Genomic DNA, 19,213 nt, shown 5'->3' with positions numbered 1-19,213 from the left:
GGGTAGATTATCACGTTGAAATACAGGATACTGAAATAATGATGGTGCCGTGGTATGGGAAGATTATCAATTCATCGGGAAAAGCGTACCGTTCATATAATCTCCTCCCTAGCTTCGACTTCTTCTTTGGGGAGGGTTTCCTCGTCATCAAATACATAAGCGAACACCAAGGCTCCAATTTCCTTGATGGGTTCGTAGAAAACGGATTCTTGTTTGCTTTCTTCATTGATGAGTCCGAGAGGAGAAGAGAGTTTTTCAAAGAAAATTAGAAAGGCACCAAGGATAACAGCCACCTTTAAAATCCCAAAAATGCCTCCTGCGATTTTATTGAGCAGGCCGAGCATGGCAAAATCGGCAATCTTGGTCAGGAATTTTCCGGCAAGATTTACTACAATGATGATGGCGAAAAAGGTAAATAAGAACGCAGCAATTTTAAGATATTGGTCGCTCCAATCAAATTGTTCGGCAAGATAATCGCCCGTGATGTACGAAAAATGGATGGCTCCATAAATTCCGGCAATGAGTGCCACCAAAGAAGCCAGCTCTACAAACAAGCCATTTTTCAGCCCTTTGTAAAGGCCCCAAATCAGTAGAATTCCTATGATGATATCCAAAAAGCTCATGCGCGGGTTTTAACAAATATAGAATATTGATTTGTACCTTTGGTACTCATTGCAAAACACATGGCAAGAGACGAACAATTAAGGGAACGATGGGAGCTGTTGGTGCAAAAACTGTCGGCCCAATTTTCCGATGGTGATCCATTGGAACTGGATGGCATCATTTATTTGGTAGGCGTTCAGGAATTGGGAAATTTTCATCGTAAATTTAAAAAGGACGAAAAAGTCAATCTGATGCATATCGCCATCTGCAGGCTGTTGGAGCCTTATGGGTATTACGATTTTGACTTTTTTGATGATGAAGGATGGCCACATTATAAAATCAAGGAACAACTCCCACCGCTCAAGGCCGGGGAGCAAACGGTTTTGATGAAGGAAGCCTTAGTAAATTATTTTTTGGAAAAGGAGTACATCAATTAAATGAATCCCCAAAAACCATATTACGCGGTAATTTTCACCAGCCTAAGAACTCCAGGTGACGAAGGATATGCGCAAATGGCGGAAGAAATGGAAACCTTGGCACGAAAACAACCGGGCTTCTTGGATGTGGAAAGTGCTAGGGATGGTGTCGGAATCACCGTCAGTTATTGGGAGAGTTTGGAAGCGATTGCCAATTGGAAGGCCCAATTGGACCACAAACAAGCGCAAAAACAAGGCAGACTGCAATGGTATTCTTGGTATAAAGTCCGGGTGTGCCGTGTGGAACGGGAATACGAATTCAATACAATAGAATCATGAGCGAGAACATTGTTTTTTCAAACGTAAATCGAAAGGAACAGTTGCAAAAGGCGGCCCAAATGTCATACGACCTCGTGGTCGTGGGTGGGGGAATAACCGGTGCTGGAATTGCCCTGGACGCTTCTTCTCGCGGCATGAAAGTGCTGTTGTTGGAGAAAGGGGATTTCGCTTCGGGTACCAGTAGCAAATCCACCAAATTGATACACGGCGGGCTCCGCTATCTGAAACAATTCGATTTTTGGTTGGTGAAAGAAGTGGGTTCGGAACGTGCCATTGTGCACAAATTGGCGCCTCATTTGGTCCTGCCCGAAAAAATGTTGCTCCCGCTTATCGAGGGCGGGTCTTATGGAAAATGGTTGACCTCCATCGGTTTGAAGGTGTACGATATTTTGGCCCAGGTTTCTGGGGACGACAAAAGGCAGATGCTGGAAAAGAAGGAAGCCCTGAAACTGGAGCCGCTCCTCCCCAAAAAGATTTTGAACGGTGCCGGCTATTATGCCGAATACCGCACCGATGATGCCCGGCTCACCATGGAAAATATGAAGACCAGTCTTCAGTTTGGGGCACAGTTGTTCAATTACGCCAAGGTCACCGATTTTATTTATAAAGATGAGCAAGTAGCTGGGGTAAAGTTCACGGATGAGGTTTTCGGGGATGAGTACAATGTATTCTCCAAATATGTCATCAACGCTGCTGGCCCCTGGGTGGATGAACTGCGCAGTGTAAACCAATCCAAAAAGGGAAAACAATTGCACCTGACCAAGGGGGTCCATTTGGTATTTCCAAAGGAAAAATTACCCGTGAAGCAATCCGTTTATTTTGATATTCCCGACGGTAGGATGATGTTTGCCATCCCACGCGGTAAGGTCACCTACATTGGCACTACGGATACGAATTACAATGCCGACAAGAACCATGTAACCACGGATCTGGCCGATGCCATTTATTTGATTTCCGCTGTAAACAATATGTTCCCGGACATCGAATTGGAGTTGGACGACATTATTTCGTCATGGGCTGGACTTCGTCCATTAATTCACGAAGAAGGGAAATCCGCTTCTGAATTGTCCCGAAAGGATGAAATTTTCACTTCCGATAGTGGATTGGTCAGCATTGCAGGCGGTAAACTTACGGGGTACCGCAAAATGGCCGAACGTGTGGTGAACCGTATCGTCAAAAAAATGGAGGAAGATTACGAAACCGAATTGAAGGCTTGCACCACGGATAAGATTCCACTTTGCGGAAACGACTTTAAAAAGTATAAGCACGTCACCAAATACATTGATCAGGTCCTGGACAACCTTAAAGAAGACGGATTTGAATACTATCACGCCTGGTATCTGGTCACCACCTACGGTAAGCAGACCGAATCTATTTTGGAGCGATACGCCAACATCAAGGGTAAAAAGCCAAAAGAACGTATGGTCAGGGCAGAGGCGCAGTTTGCCATGGCGCACGAAATGGCCCTAAACCCGCTGGACTTTTTTATTCGAAGAACGGGCCGACTGTATTTTGATATTGACAGCGTTCGCAAATATAAGGAGCCGGTGTTCGAGGAATTTCAAAAAGCCTATAACTATTCTGCGCAAGACATGGAAGCCTTTTCCAAGGAATTGGATACCCAGTTGACCGAGCATTCGGATTTTTCGCTGGAGCGGGGTTAATCCAACTTCTCCGTCAACTTTTCAAAAACTTTTTTGGGGTTCTTGTTTTTGTAGAGCACTTGGTATACGGCGTTGATAATCGGAGTTTTGGACTTCTTCTGTAGTTTTTCCATCAAGTTATGGGCACTTTGGGTGGCATAATAGCCTTCGGCTACCATATTCATCTCCATCATCGCGCTTTTTACGGTGTAGCCCTTCCCTATCATGTTCCCGAACATACGGTTTCTACTAAAAGTGGAATATCCCGTCACCAATAAGTCGCCCAAATAGGCCGATGCGTTGATGTTACGCTTCATTTTGTACACACGGTCAATAAAACGTTTCATCTCGCGGATGGCATTGCTCATCAACACGCTTTGGAAATTGTCCCCATAACCCAGTCCGTGGGCTATGCCCGCAGCAATGGCATAAATGTTTTTCAGCATGGCTGCATATTCCGTACCGATGATGTCGTCCGATATTTTGGTGCGGATATAGTCGCTCTTCAGGTGTTTGGCCACCATTTTTGCCTTATCGGCATCGGCACAGGCAATGGTCAAGTACGATAAGCGCTCCAGTGCCACTTCTTCGGCATGGCAAGGTCCTGTAATGACCCCGATATTTTCAAAAGGGATACCGTATTTTTCATTAAAATGCTCCCCAACAATGCGGCCGCTTTCCGGAACAATACCCTTAATGGCCGAAAAAATAATTTTATCCTTCAATGGAACGGTCAAAGCTTGAAGTTCCCTTTCCAAAAAAGCGGAGGGAATCGCAAAGATCAGCACATCGGACGCTTCAGCAATCGTGTTGATATCATGGCTCATCACAAGCTGGTCCACATCAAACTCCACAGAGCTCAAATAGTTGGGATTGTGCCATTCTTTTTGGATATGTCGAATCGCAGAATCGCTCCGCATGTACCAATGTACATGGTCCAGATTTTCGGTCAACATCTTTACAATCGCCGTACCCCAACTTCCTCCTCCAAAAACTCCAAACGTAAGCTTGTCTTTCATGCATCCAAATTAGGATGTAAAGCTAAAAAATAAATCAATCAGAATGTTTTTAATTGATAATCAAACAGTTAAATAATTTGGCACGCTGCTTGGTCTAGGTATATGGAACCTTAAAACCTCGATTATGAAACATAGAAAACTACTTTTCGGATTTTTACTGATAGGCATATTGGCCAGTTCTTGCTACACCGAGGTTATTGTAGAAGATGACCTGATGGTGGAGCCACCTATCACTACCGCCCTGGTTTTGGAATCGTACGACCTTTGGTATATCGATATCAATGCAACCCGTGGCGGTGGGGAAGTGCCCTTTTTGCAACGCGCGTTTACCATTTCGTTCGATAGGGGCATCGTTTACGCCAACAACAATCTTTCCGGTTTGGGAAAAACAGGAAACGGTTTGGGTATTGATGTTGGTGCATACGGCACTTTTAGCGGTCAGGTGGAAATCGACCACGATGTAGACGGCCTTTGGTTGTTGGAAGTGTTCCCTTTGGACAATAATACCTTGGAACTCTACGATCCCCGCTCCGATACTTCCTATATTTTGGAAGGGTATCAAAGGAACAACTTTGATTACGATAGGGTGTTCTATGACAATATCCACTATTTGCTACAGGAATATCAAGTATGGGAGAAAACTTTTACCAGTGAAGTTGGAGCCTTGAACGAGTTCGATGAGGAAAACTATTTGCAGTTTTTTGCTGACGGGGATGGGTATTTTAGGTCCTCGGTGGATATGGCCGGTATTCCGTTGAACAGTATTCAATGGGATTACCAGGGGGATTATGAAGTGTACGACGTGGCCAATGATGCCACCCTGAAAACTTTAACACTCGATTATGACTATTTGGGCAATGATTATTTTGAGTTGTACGTTATCAATAATAGTACCATAGAGTTGTACCATGTATCCAGCGGAACGGTATACGAATTCACGGGAAGAGGATACATTCAATATTTGAAATCAAGTGGCGGAACAGGTAAAAAACGTTCAAAAACCAACAATCCTGTAATGAACGTTACCCGTCAACGGAATATGTAAGGAAGAACAAATATGTTAGACCATACTAATAGTTTTTTTGGTTGGTTATTTAGTTGAGAATCGCCTTGGGCACATGTGCTCGGGGCGGTTCTTTTTTTAGCGGTTTCTTTTCTTATAATCCGAAGGATTTTCGCCGCTTATCCTTTTAAACGTCCGGTTGAAGTAGGATAAGCTTTCAAACCCGCATTCGTAGCAGGTTTCTCCAATATTTTTGCCCGTCAACAACATTCGCTTGGCCTGCGTAATGCGATATTGGTTCAAAAAACGGGTAAAGGTACTCCCCGTATTCTTTTTAAAGTATCTGCAAAAAGCCTCTTTCCCAAGGTTTATGGACGCTGCAATATCCTCCAAGGCTATTTTTCGGGAATAATGCTCATCGATATAGGAATATACCTTTTGCAAACGTTCTTGTTGCTTGTTGGCTTTGTTGTTGATGATGGGGTTATCGTGCAAAAGGATGTACTCCTCACTCTGGGCCAACAGTTTGAGCAACTGAAGGATTTTCAACAATTGACCAAACCGGTTCATGCCCTGCAATTGTTTCATGAGGGAACCCACCGTTTGTTTCGTTTCACCATAAAAGGCAATGCCATGCTGAGACCTGTCCAATAGCCCATACACATCTTCCAGTTCCTGAATCTCGGTAAACACCTTTTCCTTGAACGAAGCGCTGATGTGCAAAACTTCCTTGTGGTACTCCGTTTTGATGCCGTGGTCAAAGTTTAGATGGGGGATGTTGGAACCGATCAGTACAAGGTCGCTTCCCTTGAAATTGGAAATATGGCGACCTACATGACGCTTTCCGTTGGCCCCTTCAATATAGACCAATTCAAATTCGGGATGAAAGTGCCAGAAAAAAAGATCGTTCAACTTCGGATTGTGCAATAGATGGAAGGAGCTCTTGTCATTGGGCTGTATGTTTTCCAATTGAATTTTCATCTTATTGCTTTAATATGACCAAAAATAAGAAGTAAAAATCAAAATAGTTCAAATATTGGTCAATGTTAGGGTAGAAACCCCAGTGCGCTTCCACTAGTTTTGATTCATCATTAAGTAGTAAAGCAAAGAACAATGATGCAGCAACATACAGAGATGGCGAACAAGGCCCACGAGGCCATACCCGGAAATCCCTCCACCGCCACAAGCAGTAAAACAAAACTCAATGATAGATCCAACGGCAAACCACTACGGGTACTTTCCGAAGAGGATTGGGCATTTTGGATAGAAAATGGATACATCGTAATCAAAAATGCCGTTCCAAAAGAACAGGCGAAGGCAACTGCCGATTTTTTATGGGAGTTTGACGAAAAGGACCCGAACGATCCTGAAACCTGGTATGCTCCGCCAAGAGCAGAGATGAAAATGAAAGAGCTTACCGGAACAGGAATGGTGGAAGTGTACAATCACCAACATTTATGGAACAACAGACAAACACCCAAAGTGTACGATGCCTTTGTGGACATTTGGGGGACAGAAAAATTATGGGTCACCATCGATCGAGCCAACCTCAATATGCCCCAACGTCCAGGAGAGAACAAAAAAGGGTTCATCCATTGGGACTACGACCCCGAGACCAAACCCCAAAATGTGCAGGGCGTATTGGCCCTTGCTGACCAAACGGATGAAAACATGGGCGGATTTCAATGCATTCCATGGTTGTACCGAAACTATGAAACATGGAAGCAGACCCAGCCCGAAGACCGTGACCATTTTCAGCCCGATGTAACCGGGTTGGAAGATAAAATTGTAAAAGTGAAATTGGAGGCAGGAGATCTTTTGATTTTCAACAGTACACAGCCCCACGGCATTCGGCCAAACAAATCCGGCGACAAAGTACGGATAGCACAATACATTTCCATGATGCCTGCGGAGGAAGACAACGAAGAAATGCTGCAATGGCGCATCAATTCGTGGAAAAATAGAATTGCTCCCGAAGGCTATGCCTTTCCGGGTGATCCGCGGAAATGGGAACAGACCAAATACGATACTGCCAAATTAAGTCCACTGGGAGAAAAGTTATTGGGCCTCACTAACTGGTAGATTATCAAATCCTTAAAAATTTTCGGGTCATTAGGGTCTTGCAGTTAATAGTGTTACTTTTGCGCGCTTCAAGATTGAAGCCATGAAAAAATATCTCAACCTTTTTGATTTTTCCCAAAAAGTAAACTACCGAACAGAAATTTTATCGGGCCTTACCGTGGCACTTGCCTTGGTGCCCGAAGCCATCGCTTTTGCGTTCATTGCAGGTTTGTCTCCCCTCACCGGTTTGTATGCCGCATTTGTTATGGGATTGGTCACCTCGATTTTGGGCGGTAGACCGGGAATGATTTCAGGAGCTACGGGAGCTGTGGCGGTTGTCATTGTTACCTTGGCTCAGCAGTATGGGGTGGAATACGTATTTGCCACCGTAATCCTAGCAGGTATTTTACAGTTGCTGGCCGGAGTGCTTCGGTTGGGAAAATTAATGCGTTTGGTGCCCCATCCCGTGATTTTCGGATTTGTGAACGGTTTGGCGGTAATTATTTTTATGTCGCAGTTAAGTCAATTTCAAACCGTGGACGGGGAATGGTTGAGCGGAAGCACCTTATATATTTTCTTGGGATTGGTACTTTTGACCATGGTGGTGATTTGGGGGCTTCCTAAATTGACCAAAGTGGTTCCAGCCTCCTTGGCAGCCATCCTTTTGGTGTTTGGAATCGTGTTTTTCTTGGGATTGGATACACGGACCATTGGCGATATTGCATCCATTCAGGGAACCTTCCCACCTTTTCACATACCTGATCTTCCCCTTACTTGGGAGACCTTGCAAATTATATTCCCCTTCGCCGCGATTATGGCAGGTGTTGGTTTGATTGAAAGTTTGCTAACGCTCAACATCGTGGACGAGATTACCGAAACCCGTGGTAGGGGCAATAAAGAAGCTGTGGCGCAGGGAACCGCAAACATTCTTTCTGGATTTTTCTCTGGCATGGGTGGTTGTGCCATGATCGGACAAAGTTTGATCAATACGTCCAATGGTGCACGTGCTCGACTGTCGGGGATTGTGGCTGCCTTGATGCTTTTGGTATTTATTATGTTCGGCTCCAGTTTGATTGAAAGAGTACCCATGGCAGCACTGACCGGTCTGATGATCATGGTGGCTTTGGGGACCTTTGAATGGGCGAGTTTAAAGACCTTCCGCAGAATGCCAAAATCGGATGTGTTGGTAATGGTGCTAGTAACCTTGGTGACGGTGTTCCTTCACAATTTGGCCTTGGCCGTTTTGGTTGGGGTGATTATTTCCGCACTCGTGTTTGCTTGGGACAATGCCAAGCGTATCCGGGCTAGAAAAAGCATTGATGACGAAGGCGTGAAACATTACGAAATCTACGGTCCGTTGTTTTTTGGCAGCACCACTTTATTTGCTGAAAAATTTGATGTATTGAATGACCCTGACGAAGTGGTCATCGACTTTGCCGAAAGTAGGTTGGTGGATATGTCCGCCATTGAAGCCGTAAACAAAATTACAGAGCGCTATCGCAAAGTGGGCAAAAAGGTGCATTTAAAGCATTTGAGCCGCGACTGTAGGCGTTTGTTGGCCAATGCCGACGACATTATCGAGGTCAATGTTTTGGAAGACCCGACCTATAAGGTAGTGGTGGATAACTAGGAATTACTCCCTTGTTTTCCCTAAGAACACATTCACATTTGGATTTTGGGGGTTACCGCTGGCTCGCCGCATCAATACAATTTGGCCTGTATGGTGAATACAATCCGCAAGCATGCCATTGATCATATTCCAGAAGGGGAACTCGGAGGTTCGATCTCCCTGTTTGAATATGACCTTAAAATCTTCCATTTCTTCAGAAGTTTTGCCTGAAACTTTCTCGCTGGCAGTTTTTAAATTGTTCAGGGTAAGTGAACGAAGCTCTTCGTACGAAAATTTTTGAGGGTTCGCCGGTCTTTCATAAGGCTTGGCATCTGGTGCCAACAAAATGTTGTTGGACATCACGTAAATATGCTCCATGGTTTCAAAAACAGAACGGCCATCTTCCGAAGCCCGGTAGGTCAAATCATTTTCGGTGAGTCCTTCCGTGGCCCAGTAGTAGCGGAACCCCAATCCATCTATCATTCTGGAAACTACATTTCCGGAGGTATACGTTGAGGGGTAATCGGGTATTTCTTTGTAGGGCAGCTCCATTTCTTGTGCTTTGGTTTGCATATGAAACGACAAAATAACAAAAAGAATAAGGCTGCACACTTTCCTCATGATCAATCCCATTTTTTGAATATCAAGATGTTTTCCTCGGAACCATTGGAAAGATAGAGTCGATTATTTTCCACTTTGTATTGTGTGCTGCCGTTCAAGGCGGTCAAAAATGTGGATTCCTTGTCCATATTGGGGCAGGCCATCTGTGTAGTGGCCACTTGGGTGAATCGCAGCACATCCTCTTCATAAAAAATCCCACCTGTCATTCGGTTGCAGCCCGAATACCCAGAAAATCTATTGTTGTTGATATTGATTTCCAAATTGGGCAGGTCCCTACCGCCAAATTCTTCCTTGGAAACCGCATTGCCGTTCATTTTTTCCAATACCCAAATGTCGTGAAGCCTGTAATCGGTAATATAGGCCCCGCAGCCTTCGTACACTTTGGTTTCATCTCCGCCTGTGCTTTTGTAAGATACAGTTACGGTGTAAGGAAACACTTCGCCAGACATGGCATTGGTACACTCTTTATGGGATATGATTACATCTAGCTGTGTGGCCTCGGTTTGCATACGAAACATTTTAATGTTTCCATCCTGTGCCTTAATGGCTTCGGATGGGGGCGTTGTGATGGTATCTTCCATAGTCTGAAGTTCCACCTTGTCTCCAAATAACTTGAGTCCCCAAAAGGGTTCGGTTCCAGTGGCCTTAAAATAGCTTCCGTCAATTTTTATAGCAATGGGTTCCATGGTTCTTTTTTCTTCTTTGGATGGCAGGGTGTCCACTACCGCCTCTGTCGCTTCTGGTTCTGAGGTGGTTTCTTTCTTTTTCTCGGCACAGCCAAAAATCAGCAATGCAACACAACTTAAAATGAATATCTGTTTCATGGGTTTACTTTTTTGAATCGCATCATCGGTACCTCACCGACCAAAAGGTTGAGTTTTCCCTCCTCTACGGAGTAACCGTCTATTTTTTTCATCATCTGTAAAAATTGGCGTTCACTGCCGCCGCAGAACATCATGGTGGTGGGTCCGGGATCGCCAAAGGCAATGGTATTTTCCGTAATTTCAAAATCAGCGGTGTAACCGTTGCAACTATCTGTACCCCTTACCTTGCCGGTTTCTTTGTTAAAGGTAATCTGTGGCTTTTTGTTGGGAAAAAGTCCATCGAAGGCGATTCGTGGGCCGGAAATGTATTCCAATTCCCAAGTGGGGCCGTAAAGGGCTTCCTCATCGGATTTGGTGCTTCCGCAGGATTCTGCCAGAAGTATGGCAAAGAAAAAGAGAAGAATTGAAGTTTTCATCTTATAGCAATTACTGGTTAATGTTGTAGTAAAATACTAAAAAAATGAATGACCTCCCCTATGTTTTAGGTTGTTAAATGGCTAAATGATAATACTTTCTAGGGCTTTCTTAAGCTCCAAATCTCATAAATGGGGTCTCCCTTACTACTTAATCCTGAGTGGTGCCAATCCCCATCGATCAATTCATAATTGAACTCCAAACTTGCGCCGACCCTGGAGTCGTCCCGGGAGAAGAAACCGATATTTTCGGTGTATGTACCATTAACGGTGGTATAGGTTCCCCCACCAGTCCCCATAAATTCCTTGGTTTCGGTGTTGTAGGCAATCCACTGAAAACGGGTGCCGCTTAGTATTTTCATGGTCTTTCGCGGTCCGGAAGTGTCGCGTTTCACAATTTCACCATCGCGTTTTCTGCCTGATATCAACCATGCACCAAATAGGTCGCCGGGCGTCCCATCATCAACGCGGGTCCATGTCATGTCGTGGAGATCCAGCACATCATTTGCCATGGAATAGCTATGGGATTGGGTTTGACCAACCATTTCAGGGTTTTGTGTCGAAAATTCAAAAGTTAAGTCGATTGTTCCGTCACTTAGGGCATATTCACCTCCCTTGGTGCCAACAAATTTTCCATCGGCCTTTTCAAAAATTGCTTCCGAAAAAAAGCCGTTTGTAAATGTTATCACGTGCTCCACTTCAGATCCTGCGTCGTCGGAACCCGTAGTGCTCCATGCACCCTGAAGTCCTTGTGCGTAAATCAAGGGCGCAAACCCTACACAAACAGCAAAAAGTAGTAGTCTTTTCATGTTCCAAAAGTTTGTAGTAAGATATAAAAAAAGCTGCTGTTTTGTGAAAGAAACAGCAGCTATCCTACTATAATTGAGTTGGTTTGTTTAAAGTGTTCTCAAGTACTCGGCAACATCCCTTGCCTCATCCTCGGTAAGGTTTTGGTTGAGCATAATGGCGTTGTTGTACTCTTTCAACAAGGCTTTGGCAATAGGGTCTTCCTTCAACATACCATCGGGGTTCAAGATCATGTTCATGACCCACTCTGGGCTTCTTCTTTCATAGACACCTTTTAGCGCAGGGCCGATCATGCGTTTTTCTGCCATGTGGCATGCTACGCAAATAGCCTCAAATTTGGCTTTACCCCTTGCGGCCATTTCATCATTGATTTCATCTGGGAATTCCATATTCGTAATCGGACCTACTCCTTTATTGTCCAAATCAACAGGAACACCCTCTTTTTCAACTGTTTTGGTATCTTCTGTTTTGGTACGGCTTACTTCAAAGCCATCTTTCTTTTCTTCCTTTTTGCCGCCGCAGCTTGCTATCATGGCCCCCAAGGCCAAGACCATTACCATTTTTTTCATTCTGATTCTATTGAAGTTTATGTGTAAACTGAGCTACTAAGATAGGTAATTAGCCACTAATAATCCTTGTGCTTTTTGTTTTGTCTTTCAGAAAATCACCGAGTGACCATTCAAATGGAGTCAAAAAAAGCCAGTGCCCTTTTTTCGGTATAGGTGATGTTGTTCTTGCCCCAAAAACCCACATGTCCGCCATAGCTGGGCATTTCTAGAAACAATTTGGTATTTCTATCGGTTTCTTTTATGGGATAACACTCAGGACCCAAAAAGGAATCATCCTTGGCATTGATGATGAGGCTCGGCACTTGGATATGGGGTAAAAATTGCAGGGAGCTCGATTCTTTGTAGTAGTCCAGGGCATCTTCAAAGCCGTGTGCCTGACTGGTGTAAATATCGTCAAAATCCTTTAGGGTCTTTATGCTTTTGATGTCATTGTCACTTATTTTACCAGGGAACATGTGCTGTTTTTGACGTAGTTTGCCCAACAGGTTACCCTTAAATTTAATCGCATACATTATGTTTTTGATGCTGAGCAACTGTTTGCAGGAATCATGAAGGTTACAGGGTACGGAGACGGCCACTGCCCCTTTGATTTCTTTAGGAACATCGTTGCCCTCACCCAAATATTTGAGCAATAGGTTGCCGCCCAAGCTGAATCCTTTCAAGTAGATTTCCGAATAATTCTTGGTGTTGAGAATATGGTTCAGAACTTCAATTAAATCCTCTGTGGCACCTGAATGATAGGAGCGATACTTTACATTGGGCTCACCACTGCATCCCCGATAGTTCACGGCACAGGTGTCGTAACCATTTTGGTTCAGTATTTTGGCACTTCCGGTAATGTAGGGGCGCTGGGCATCCCCTTCCAGCCCGTGAAGCAATATGACTAACTTTTGCTTCTGAGTTACCGAATCGCTCCAGTCCAAATCCAGAAAATCACCATCTGAGAGCGTAATCCGTTCCCTTTTTTGGACCACTCCGTTTACCGAACGGATAATGCCCGAATAAATCGTGGCGAAATGCCCATTTTTAAAAAGTAGGGGCGGTGTATAATCGGAATTCAGCTGTGGCATGGGTTACTCCTTTGGATAGGTGGTTAACAGTTTGGCCTGCTCTTCCACCGCTGTTTTAAACCCGGATTTTAACTCTTTGACCAATGACGAAACGGATAGCACATTGTCAATCGTGGTGACGCCCTGCCCAGCCGACCAAATCGTTTTCCAAGCCTTGGCCTCGGTATCGAGTTCCTTACCAAAGTCAATTTTCGTATCCTTTTTCAGGTCTTCCTCTGTAATACCCGCCGCTTTTAAGCTAGCGGCCAAGAAATTGGCGTGTACGCCCGAAATGGCAGCCGTGTACACCACATCACTGGCACCTGCCTCAATGATCATTTTGCGATAGTCGTCGGTGGCCTTGCTTTCCTCCGTATTGATGAACCTTGTGCCCATATAGGCTAGGTCGGCTCCCATTTGGAGTGCCGAAGCGACATCCCTACCGTTACTGATGCATCCGGATAGAATAATGGTTTTATCATAGAATTTCTTCACTTCCGCGATCAAACTCATCGGGTTAATGGTTCCCGCATGGCCACCAGCCCCGGCCGAGACCAAAATAAGCCCGTCCACACCTGCTTCGGCTGCTTTTTCGGCATGGCGCTTTTTGATGATGTCATGAAAGACCAGTCCGCCGTAGCTATGAATGGCATCCACAACTTGGCTTACTGCACCGAGCGAGGTAATCACCAAAGGCACTTTGTGTTTGATGCAGAGCTTTACATCGGCCTCCAATCTCGGATTGGTCGGGTGAACCACCAAGTTGACCCCAAATGGCGCGGCTTTTTTGCCGGTTTCCTCCTCAAATGCCTTTAATTCTGACTTAATTTGGATGAGCCACTCCTCAAAACCTTCACTGGTGCGTTGGTTCAAGGCGGGGAAGGTCCCCACAATTCCATTTTTGCAACATTCCACCACCAATGTTGGTCCTGAAATAAGGAACATGGGGGCGGCAATAACGGGTAGGGACAGGTTTTGGATAAATTCAGCTTTTTGGCTCATGGTTGTCATGTTAAACTATGTTTAAAAATAGGAACAATTCTTCTTCTTAATGGAATCAGTTCTCAAAACTATGGTATTTTTACAATTATTATGCATGCATAACAAAATAACCTTTTATGTTTTTTAAGGAATTTGAGATCAGGTGGAGCGATACGGACGCCAACCGACATTTGGCGAATTCGGCCTACATCAACTTTATGAGCCACACACGAATGGCCTATTTGGGGCTATTGGGGTTCAATCAAAAAAGTATGTCCGCCCACAATATTGGTCCAGTGGTTTTTTACGAGCACGTCTATTATTTTAAGGAAGCTTTCCCAGGCATGCCCGTCAAGGTCTCTTTGGAGTTTGCCGGAATGAGCAAGGATGGGATGTTCTTTGAGTTTAGGCATAATTTTTACGACCACAACGGGAAAAACTTTGCGCGTTGCGAAATGATGGGAGCCTGGATCGATTTAAAGAACAGAAAACTTACCGGATTGCCCGAGGAGTTTTTGAATGCTTTTGAATCCATGGAAAAAACGGAGGACTTCAAGATTTTGACCAAGGAAGATACACGGAAGCACGTTCAGAAGCCAAAGGACATCGAGATTTTATAATTTCTTTTAGGCCTCTTCTGGGTGCTTAATGCCTCTTCGTGGTTTTTTGCTGGCCAAATAGACACCTACTAGGACAAAAGCCATGGCCAAAATTTTGATCAGGGTGAGATGGTCCTTGCCAGAGGAAAGCGCAAATAAAATACCGACCAAGGGCTGCATATACACAAAGGCCCCTACAGACGACGCTTTGAGTTCGGTCAAGGCAAAAATATTGAAGAGATAGGTCAAAAAAGTAGTGCCGATGACCACGAAGGCAACAGATCCATAAGCCCAAAGAGGCATGGTCGACCATTCAATTTCGAGTACCTCGGGTAAGGTGATGGGCAAATTGATGATAAAAGCCATACTAAATAACCATTTCATCAATGTGAATGGGTGATATTTTTCAATCAGTTTTTTTACCACCACCAAGTAGGCACCGTACGCTGTCGCATTAAGAATGAACAAAGAGTTTCCCAAAGGAATGTTGGGGGCATCTTGGCGTATTTCTGCCCCAAACAAAATAAGACCCAGCGCACCTACAAAACCCATAGCAATCCCCAATCCCTTGTTGAGCGTGATCTTTTCACGTAAAAACAGAGCGGAAATCACCACAACGATGATAGGGGTGATGGTTACAAGTACAGCGCTATTAATAGGTGTGGATAGTTGGAGACCCTTAAAAAAGGATAGCATATTGATGCTCATTCCCAAAAGGGAACAAACGAACAAACGGCCCCAATCCCGTTTCTCTATTTTTTGCTTTGGACCCAAAATTGAAATCAACCAAAAAAGGATGGCTGCCCCGCCTACACGAAGAAAGATAAACCCGAAGGGTTGGACGTGCATAGGCATAACTCCCTTGGCCACGGTGTGGTTGATCCCGTAGATAACAGTGGCGCCTATGGCGGCCAAAATGGCCAAGGTTCTTTTGCTCATCAATGCAGCGCCGCTTTGGCGGCTTCTACTGTTTTTTTGGCGTTTCCAACGAAAATGGTGTCATCGACCAAGACTACAGGTCGTTTTAAAAAGGTGTAGTGCTCCAAGATCAAGTCCCTGTAATCCTTTTCGGAAAGCTCCTTTTCATGCAATCCCCGCTGGCGGAAAAGCATGGCTCTGCGGCTGAACAGGGATTCGTAGCTCCCGCTCAATGCTGCCATGTGTTCCAACTGTTCTGGGGTGATGGCTTCTGATTTGATTTCTTGCAGTTCAACTCCGTCCAACGGCTCCAATTCCTTCAATATGCGTTGGCAAGTGGAACAGCTGCCCAAATGATAAATCTTTTTCATAAAAATGATATTATTGGATGGACAAAGGAAGTCAAAAATGAAACAAATCCCATTGCAAAGAGGTAAATTCAACAGGATTTAATCGCTTTGTTGATTTGGAAAAGAAGGGGTTTAATTCTGAACAGCGTAGGCAGTTTCGTATTAAAAACATAGTTTTACGAAAACGAGCGTTGTGATTATATAGAAAAAGCTATGGAAAAGACCTTTGATATTCTCCTGAAGAATAGGATGATACTCCACGAATTTTTGAAAAAAACACCCAAGGAAGATTTGTTCCGGATTCCTGATGGGTTTAACAATAACATTTGGTGGAACATCGCCCATGTGGTGGTTACGCCCCAATTGCTGTTGTACAAATTGAGTGGATTGGATTTTACCATCGAGGAAGAACTCATCAACAACTATAAAAAGGGCACTTTCCCTAATGGAGAGGCTACCGAAAAGGAGATGGAACAGATTTCCGCCTATTTGTTCAGCACCGTAAAGCACATCCAATTGGATTACGAGCACGGTAGGTTCAAGAACTTTCAGGAGTATATGACTACACCTAAAATTGGGTTGAACAGTGCCGAAGATGCCCTGTCATTCAATGTTTTCCATGAGGGATTGCACCTTGGTGCCATCCTGGCACTGAAAAAGGCGTTGGCCCGCAACTAGCTTTTCCTGAAATTTTTTTAAGGGAAAGCAAACCCTCGGGAAATCGATTATATTTGTTTTAAGAACCCAAATCTTAATCCAAATGAAACACTACCATGTATGCTTGGGGCTCTTTTGTATGCTGTTTATCTTGGTATGCGAGCAGGGCTATTCCCAAAGAAGTTATTTGTCCATTGGAGCGGTACCTACCTACAAGACCGACGGTTACGGTATTCAGCTCAATTCGAACCACTACCACAATGATACAGATTTTGTTCAGGTATCCCTAGTGGCCACCTTTTCCAAAGAAAGGCCCAATGCCGGGGTAGAGTTCCCGTATAACGACTATTGGTTCAATCTAGGATATTTTACAACGGTGTTGACCTCTCCCAATCGGGGTATTTCCTTTTATTTTGGAGGTGGGCCATCCGTAGGATACAAGCACATCAACAATGGGGAGACCGAATTCCCCTTTGATGCCGTTGAGGCAGAAAGCAGTTTTATTTATGGTGCCTACGCTTCGTTTGAAATGGACTTCTTTGTTTCAGATGCGTTTTCTTTGATTGTTCCCATCAACGGATATTATCATTTCAATAGCGACCTGAATGATACCACGCTTTTGTTGGGTGCCGGGCTCCGTTATTATTTTAAATGATATCAGGAAAAGCGATCAGCGTTCAACCTTATTTTTTAAAAAGGGGTTGATGTAAGTGTAGGGTAAAACCAAGCTTATGGGGCCATCCGCATACGACGCTACTTCGTATTGGTTATAGATGAGCTGCAGGCCCTCGGTGGTGTACCCGATGTTGTTGGGCAAATGAAAACTGTCCCCTTCGAACATAAATCCGGTAGCATTGATGTTTTGGTCCTGTGGTATTTCTTCTTGTTTGCGGAATTGGGTCTCCGCAAATTCGATAAAGCCTTCAAAATCATCAAAAAGTTGGTTGTTTTCCAGCTCTTTTCCAGATTTTTTGTCAAAATTAAGATAGGTGGTGGAGGCATAGCCATGTGCACCACCGGTAAAGGAATACGAATTCAGTTTGAGTGTGACCAAATTTTCATCTTCGTACACCACTTCGCCCTCTATTTTGGCCTCCCATGGTACCTCGTCCGGGAATTTGGTCTTGAGCTCCTTGTAACTATCGGTAAAAGATTCTAGTGCTTTGTTGACGTTATCGATTTCCTCATCATCCGTAAAAGACAAAATACTGATAATTTCTTCTTGAACAGATCTATTGATAGCTTCCGAAACCGCGGAGCCGTCCAAAGCATTTGGAATTTGAACCACGATTTGAGGGCAATCCACACAGTTTTCACCAAGCAGTTCGGTGGGCTCAAAGGTAAGTTTGCTCTCTGTTTGGCAACTGATTAAAAGGCCAAAGGAAAAGAAGCAAGCAAGATATTTTTTCATGATTGAGGTTTTGGGTCATCAAAAATAATACTTCGGAAAGATAACGATACATTTGTATGAAGATAGTTGCAACATGGGCAAAAAAGAATTAAAGTTCAATAGCAAGGCCATTCATGGTGGGCAGCAGCCGGATGCAGCGTATGGCGCTGTGATGCCGCCGATTTACCAAACGTCCACCTACGCACAACCCACACCAGGAGGTCATAAAGGATACGAATATTCAAGAGGGGCCAACCCAACACGAACTGCTCTGGAGAATGCAGTGGCGAGCCTGGAAAATGGTAAGTTTGGAATGGCTTTTGGCAGTGGAATGGCAGCCATTGACGCGGTGATGAAGCTTTTGGGGCCCGGCGATGAGGTGATTTGTACCAGCGACCTTTATGGGGGCAGTTATCGCTTGTTCAAGGGAATCTATGAGAAATTTGGCATCAAATTTCGGTTTTCGGACATGGTTGACATGGATGAATTGTCTGGGCACATCAATGCCAAAACCAAGTTGATTTGGGTAGAAACCCCTACCAATCCACTGATGAATATTGTGGATATCAAGGCGGTTTCGGAAATCACCGAGGCCAACAAGCTGCTTTTGGCGGTAGATAACACCTTTGCCACACCTTACCTGCAACGTCCTTTGGAGCTTGGAGCTGATATGGTGATGCATTCCGCTACCAAATATTTAGCCGGTCATAGCGATGTGGTGGTCGGAGCCTTGGTGGTCAATGAGAAAACCTTGGCGAACCGACTCTATTTTATTCAAAAATCAAGTGGTGCCATTTGTGGGCCCATGGATAGTTTCTTGACCTTACGGGGCATCAAAACGCTACATGTGCGCATGCAACGACATTGTGAGAATGGGGAATTGGTGGCCCATTATTTGGAGAATCATCCTAAAATTGATACCGTATACTGGCCAGGCTTTGAACATCACCCGCAGCATAAAGTGGCCAAAGCGCAAATGTCCGGTTTTGGGGGCATGATTTCCTTTGTGCCCAAAGGAGGAAAATATGAGGATGCTATACAAATTGTGGAAAAACTTAGAATATTCACCTTGGCCGAATCGTTGGGCGGTGTGGAAAGTTTGGTGGGGCATCCTGCAAGCATGTCGCACGGAAGCATTCCAAAGGAAGAGCGTGAAAAAAAGGGTGTTGTGGATGCGCTCATCAGGTTGAGCGTGGGCATTGAAGATGTAGAAGATTTGACTGCGGATCTAGAGCAAGCCTTGAAATAATATTTTTTGAAAAATTTATAAAAAATAAATATTCAAATTATTGAAATACCATAATTTTGCCTTCAAATTCATAAATCTATAAAATAGTGCTTT

Annotated in this window: 23 protein-coding genes; 10 read left to right on the top strand and 13 right to left on the bottom strand. The window is 44.3% G+C overall.

Translation table 11 applies throughout. The features are described 5' to 3' along the window. Positions 1-92: 92 nt before the first annotated feature. Positions 93-623: a CvpA family protein gene (locus GGE08_RS01205; RefSeq protein WP_179383095.1), complete on the bottom strand. Its 531-nt coding sequence runs from the start codon at positions 621-623 to the stop codon at positions 93-95. 60 nt (positions 624-683) lie between these two features. Between GGE08_RS01205 and GGE08_RS01200 the strand changes: the two genes are divergently transcribed. The 3 genes from GGE08_RS01200 to GGE08_RS01190 are packed head-to-tail and all read left to right on the top strand — an operon-like array spanning position 684 to position 3,022. Further along, positions 684-1,040, top strand: coding sequence for a hypothetical protein (locus GGE08_RS01200; RefSeq protein ID WP_179383094.1), 357 nt, complete (start codon positions 684-686; stop codon positions 1,038-1,040). Beyond that, positions 1,041-1,358: an antibiotic biosynthesis monooxygenase gene (locus tag GGE08_RS01195; RefSeq protein ID WP_179383093.1), complete on the top strand. Its 318-nt coding sequence runs from the start codon at positions 1,041-1,043 to the stop codon at positions 1,356-1,358. Further along, complete coding sequence (locus GGE08_RS01190) at positions 1,355-3,022, top strand: glycerol-3-phosphate dehydrogenase/oxidase (protein ID WP_179383092.1); 1,668 nt, start codon at positions 1,355-1,357, stop codon at positions 3,020-3,022. Before GGE08_RS01195 ends, GGE08_RS01190 begins: the two co-directional genes overlap by 4 nt. On the opposite strand, the gene GGE08_RS01185 is transcribed toward GGE08_RS01190, so the two are convergent. Continuing rightward, a complete protein-coding gene (locus GGE08_RS01185; RefSeq protein WP_179383091.1) occupies positions 3,019-4,020 on the bottom strand; it encodes an NAD(P)H-dependent glycerol-3-phosphate dehydrogenase in 1,002 nt (333 codons plus the stop codon). The two genes, GGE08_RS01190 and GGE08_RS01185, sit on opposite strands and share 4 nt — an antisense overlap. A 124-nt stretch (positions 4,021-4,144) precedes the next feature. On the opposite strand from GGE08_RS01185, the gene GGE08_RS01180 reads away from it, so the two are divergent. After that, the gene (locus GGE08_RS01180; RefSeq protein ID WP_179383090.1) at positions 4,145-5,065 is read left to right on the top strand and encodes a nicotinic acid mononucleotide adenyltransferase; all 921 of its coding nucleotides are present in this window, start codon (positions 4,145-4,147) and stop codon (positions 5,063-5,065) included. A gap of 96 nt (positions 5,066-5,161) precedes the next feature. Here the strand turns inward: GGE08_RS01180 and GGE08_RS01175 are convergent, their stop codons facing one another. After that, positions 5,162-6,004, bottom strand: a complete 843-nt coding sequence (locus GGE08_RS01175) for an AraC family transcriptional regulator (protein ID WP_179383089.1) — start codon at positions 6,002-6,004, stop codon at positions 5,162-5,164. A gap of 132 nt (positions 6,005-6,136) precedes the next feature. On the opposite strand from GGE08_RS01175, the gene GGE08_RS01170 reads away from it, so the two are divergent. Continuing rightward, positions 6,137-7,105 carry a phytanoyl-CoA dioxygenase family protein gene (locus GGE08_RS01170; RefSeq protein WP_179383088.1) on the top strand — a complete coding sequence of 323 codons (969 nt, stop codon included), beginning with the start codon at positions 6,137-6,139 and terminating at the stop codon, positions 7,103-7,105. Positions 7,106-7,187: 82 nt separating this feature from the next. Continuing rightward, on the top strand, positions 7,188-8,714 hold the full coding sequence (locus GGE08_RS01165) for a SulP family inorganic anion transporter (protein WP_179383087.1): 1,527 nt from the start codon (positions 7,188-7,190) through the stop codon (positions 8,712-8,714). Between the two features lie 3 nt (positions 8,715-8,717). Here GGE08_RS01165 and GGE08_RS01160 read toward each other — a convergent pair whose 3' ends face one another. From GGE08_RS01160 to GGE08_RS01130, 7 genes are all read right to left on the bottom strand, one after another. Further along, positions 8,718-9,266 carry a DinB family protein gene (locus GGE08_RS01160; RefSeq protein ID WP_218847485.1) on the bottom strand — a complete coding sequence of 183 codons (549 nt, stop codon included), beginning with the start codon at positions 9,264-9,266 and terminating at the stop codon, positions 8,718-8,720. 50 nt (positions 9,267-9,316) lie between these two features. Beyond that, complete coding sequence (locus tag GGE08_RS01155; protein ID WP_179383085.1) at positions 9,317-10,138, bottom strand: META domain-containing protein; 822 nt, start codon at positions 10,136-10,138, stop codon at positions 9,317-9,319. Continuing rightward, positions 10,135-10,554 (bottom strand): META domain-containing protein, encoded by a 420-nt coding sequence (locus tag GGE08_RS01150; protein ID WP_179383084.1) that lies wholly within the window; start codon positions 10,552-10,554, stop codon positions 10,135-10,137. The genes GGE08_RS01155 and GGE08_RS01150 overlap by 4 nt, the downstream gene beginning before the upstream one ends. Positions 10,555-10,652: 98 nt before the next feature. Beyond that, complete coding sequence (locus GGE08_RS01145; RefSeq protein ID WP_179383083.1) at positions 10,653-11,360, bottom strand: membrane or secreted protein; 708 nt, start codon at positions 11,358-11,360, stop codon at positions 10,653-10,655. Between the two features lie 87 nt (positions 11,361-11,447). After that, complete coding sequence (locus GGE08_RS01140; RefSeq protein WP_179383082.1) at positions 11,448-11,927, bottom strand: c-type cytochrome; 480 nt, start codon at positions 11,925-11,927, stop codon at positions 11,448-11,450. A 110-nt stretch (positions 11,928-12,037) separates the two neighbouring features. Next, positions 12,038-12,997 carry a YheT family hydrolase gene (locus GGE08_RS01135; RefSeq protein ID WP_179383081.1) on the bottom strand — a complete coding sequence of 320 codons (960 nt, stop codon included), beginning with the start codon at positions 12,995-12,997 and terminating at the stop codon, positions 12,038-12,040. Positions 12,998-13,000: 3 nt separating this feature from the next. Continuing rightward, a complete protein-coding gene (locus tag GGE08_RS01130; protein WP_179383080.1) occupies positions 13,001-13,978 on the bottom strand; it encodes an NAD(P)H-dependent flavin oxidoreductase in 978 nt (325 codons plus the stop codon). A gap of 116 nt (positions 13,979-14,094) precedes the next feature. On the opposite strand from GGE08_RS01130, the gene GGE08_RS01125 reads away from it, so the two are divergent. After that, positions 14,095-14,577, top strand: a complete 483-nt coding sequence (locus tag GGE08_RS01125) for an acyl-CoA thioesterase (RefSeq protein ID WP_179383079.1) — start codon at positions 14,095-14,097, stop codon at positions 14,575-14,577. Positions 14,578-14,583: 6 nt separating this feature from the next. On the opposite strand, the gene GGE08_RS01120 is transcribed toward GGE08_RS01125, so the two are convergent. Further along, the gene (locus tag GGE08_RS01120; RefSeq protein WP_179383078.1) at positions 14,584-15,495 is read right to left on the bottom strand and encodes a DMT family transporter; all 912 of its coding nucleotides are present in this window, start codon (positions 15,493-15,495) and stop codon (positions 14,584-14,586) included. Next, positions 15,495-15,845: an arsenate reductase family protein gene (locus tag GGE08_RS01115; protein ID WP_179383077.1), complete on the bottom strand. Its 351-nt coding sequence runs from the start codon at positions 15,843-15,845 to the stop codon at positions 15,495-15,497. Before GGE08_RS01115 ends, GGE08_RS01120 begins: the two co-directional genes overlap by 1 nt. A gap of 192 nt (positions 15,846-16,037) precedes the next feature. Between GGE08_RS01115 and GGE08_RS01110 the strand changes: the two genes are divergently transcribed. Both GGE08_RS01110 and GGE08_RS01105 read left to right on the top strand, forming a co-directional pair. Continuing rightward, complete coding sequence (locus GGE08_RS01110) at positions 16,038-16,502, top strand: DinB family protein (RefSeq protein WP_179383076.1); 465 nt, start codon at positions 16,038-16,040, stop codon at positions 16,500-16,502. Between the two features lie 82 nt (positions 16,503-16,584). Then, a complete protein-coding gene (locus GGE08_RS01105; protein WP_179383075.1) occupies positions 16,585-17,136 on the top strand; it encodes a conjugal transfer protein TraO in 552 nt (183 codons plus the stop codon). A gap of 15 nt (positions 17,137-17,151) precedes the next feature. Here GGE08_RS01105 and GGE08_RS01100 read toward each other — a convergent pair whose 3' ends face one another. Next, a complete protein-coding gene (locus GGE08_RS01100; protein ID WP_179383074.1) occupies positions 17,152-17,892 on the bottom strand; it encodes a DUF3298 and DUF4163 domain-containing protein in 741 nt (246 codons plus the stop codon). A 73-nt stretch (positions 17,893-17,965) separates the two neighbouring features. Here GGE08_RS01100 and GGE08_RS01095 point away from each other — a divergent pair, with 73 nt between their 5' ends. Further along, positions 17,966-19,120, top strand: coding sequence for a cystathionine gamma-synthase (locus GGE08_RS01095; protein ID WP_179383073.1), 1,155 nt, complete (start codon positions 17,966-17,968; stop codon positions 19,118-19,120). Positions 19,121-19,213: the final 93 nt, after the last annotated feature.

Source organism: Allomuricauda sp. ARW1Y1, assembly GCF_013407935.1.
GTDB lineage: Bacteria > Bacteroidota > Bacteroidia > Flavobacteriales > Flavobacteriaceae > Flagellimonas.
The sequence above is the reverse complement of the archived record's forward strand: the minus strand, read 5'-3'. Positions and strand labels throughout refer to the sequence as shown.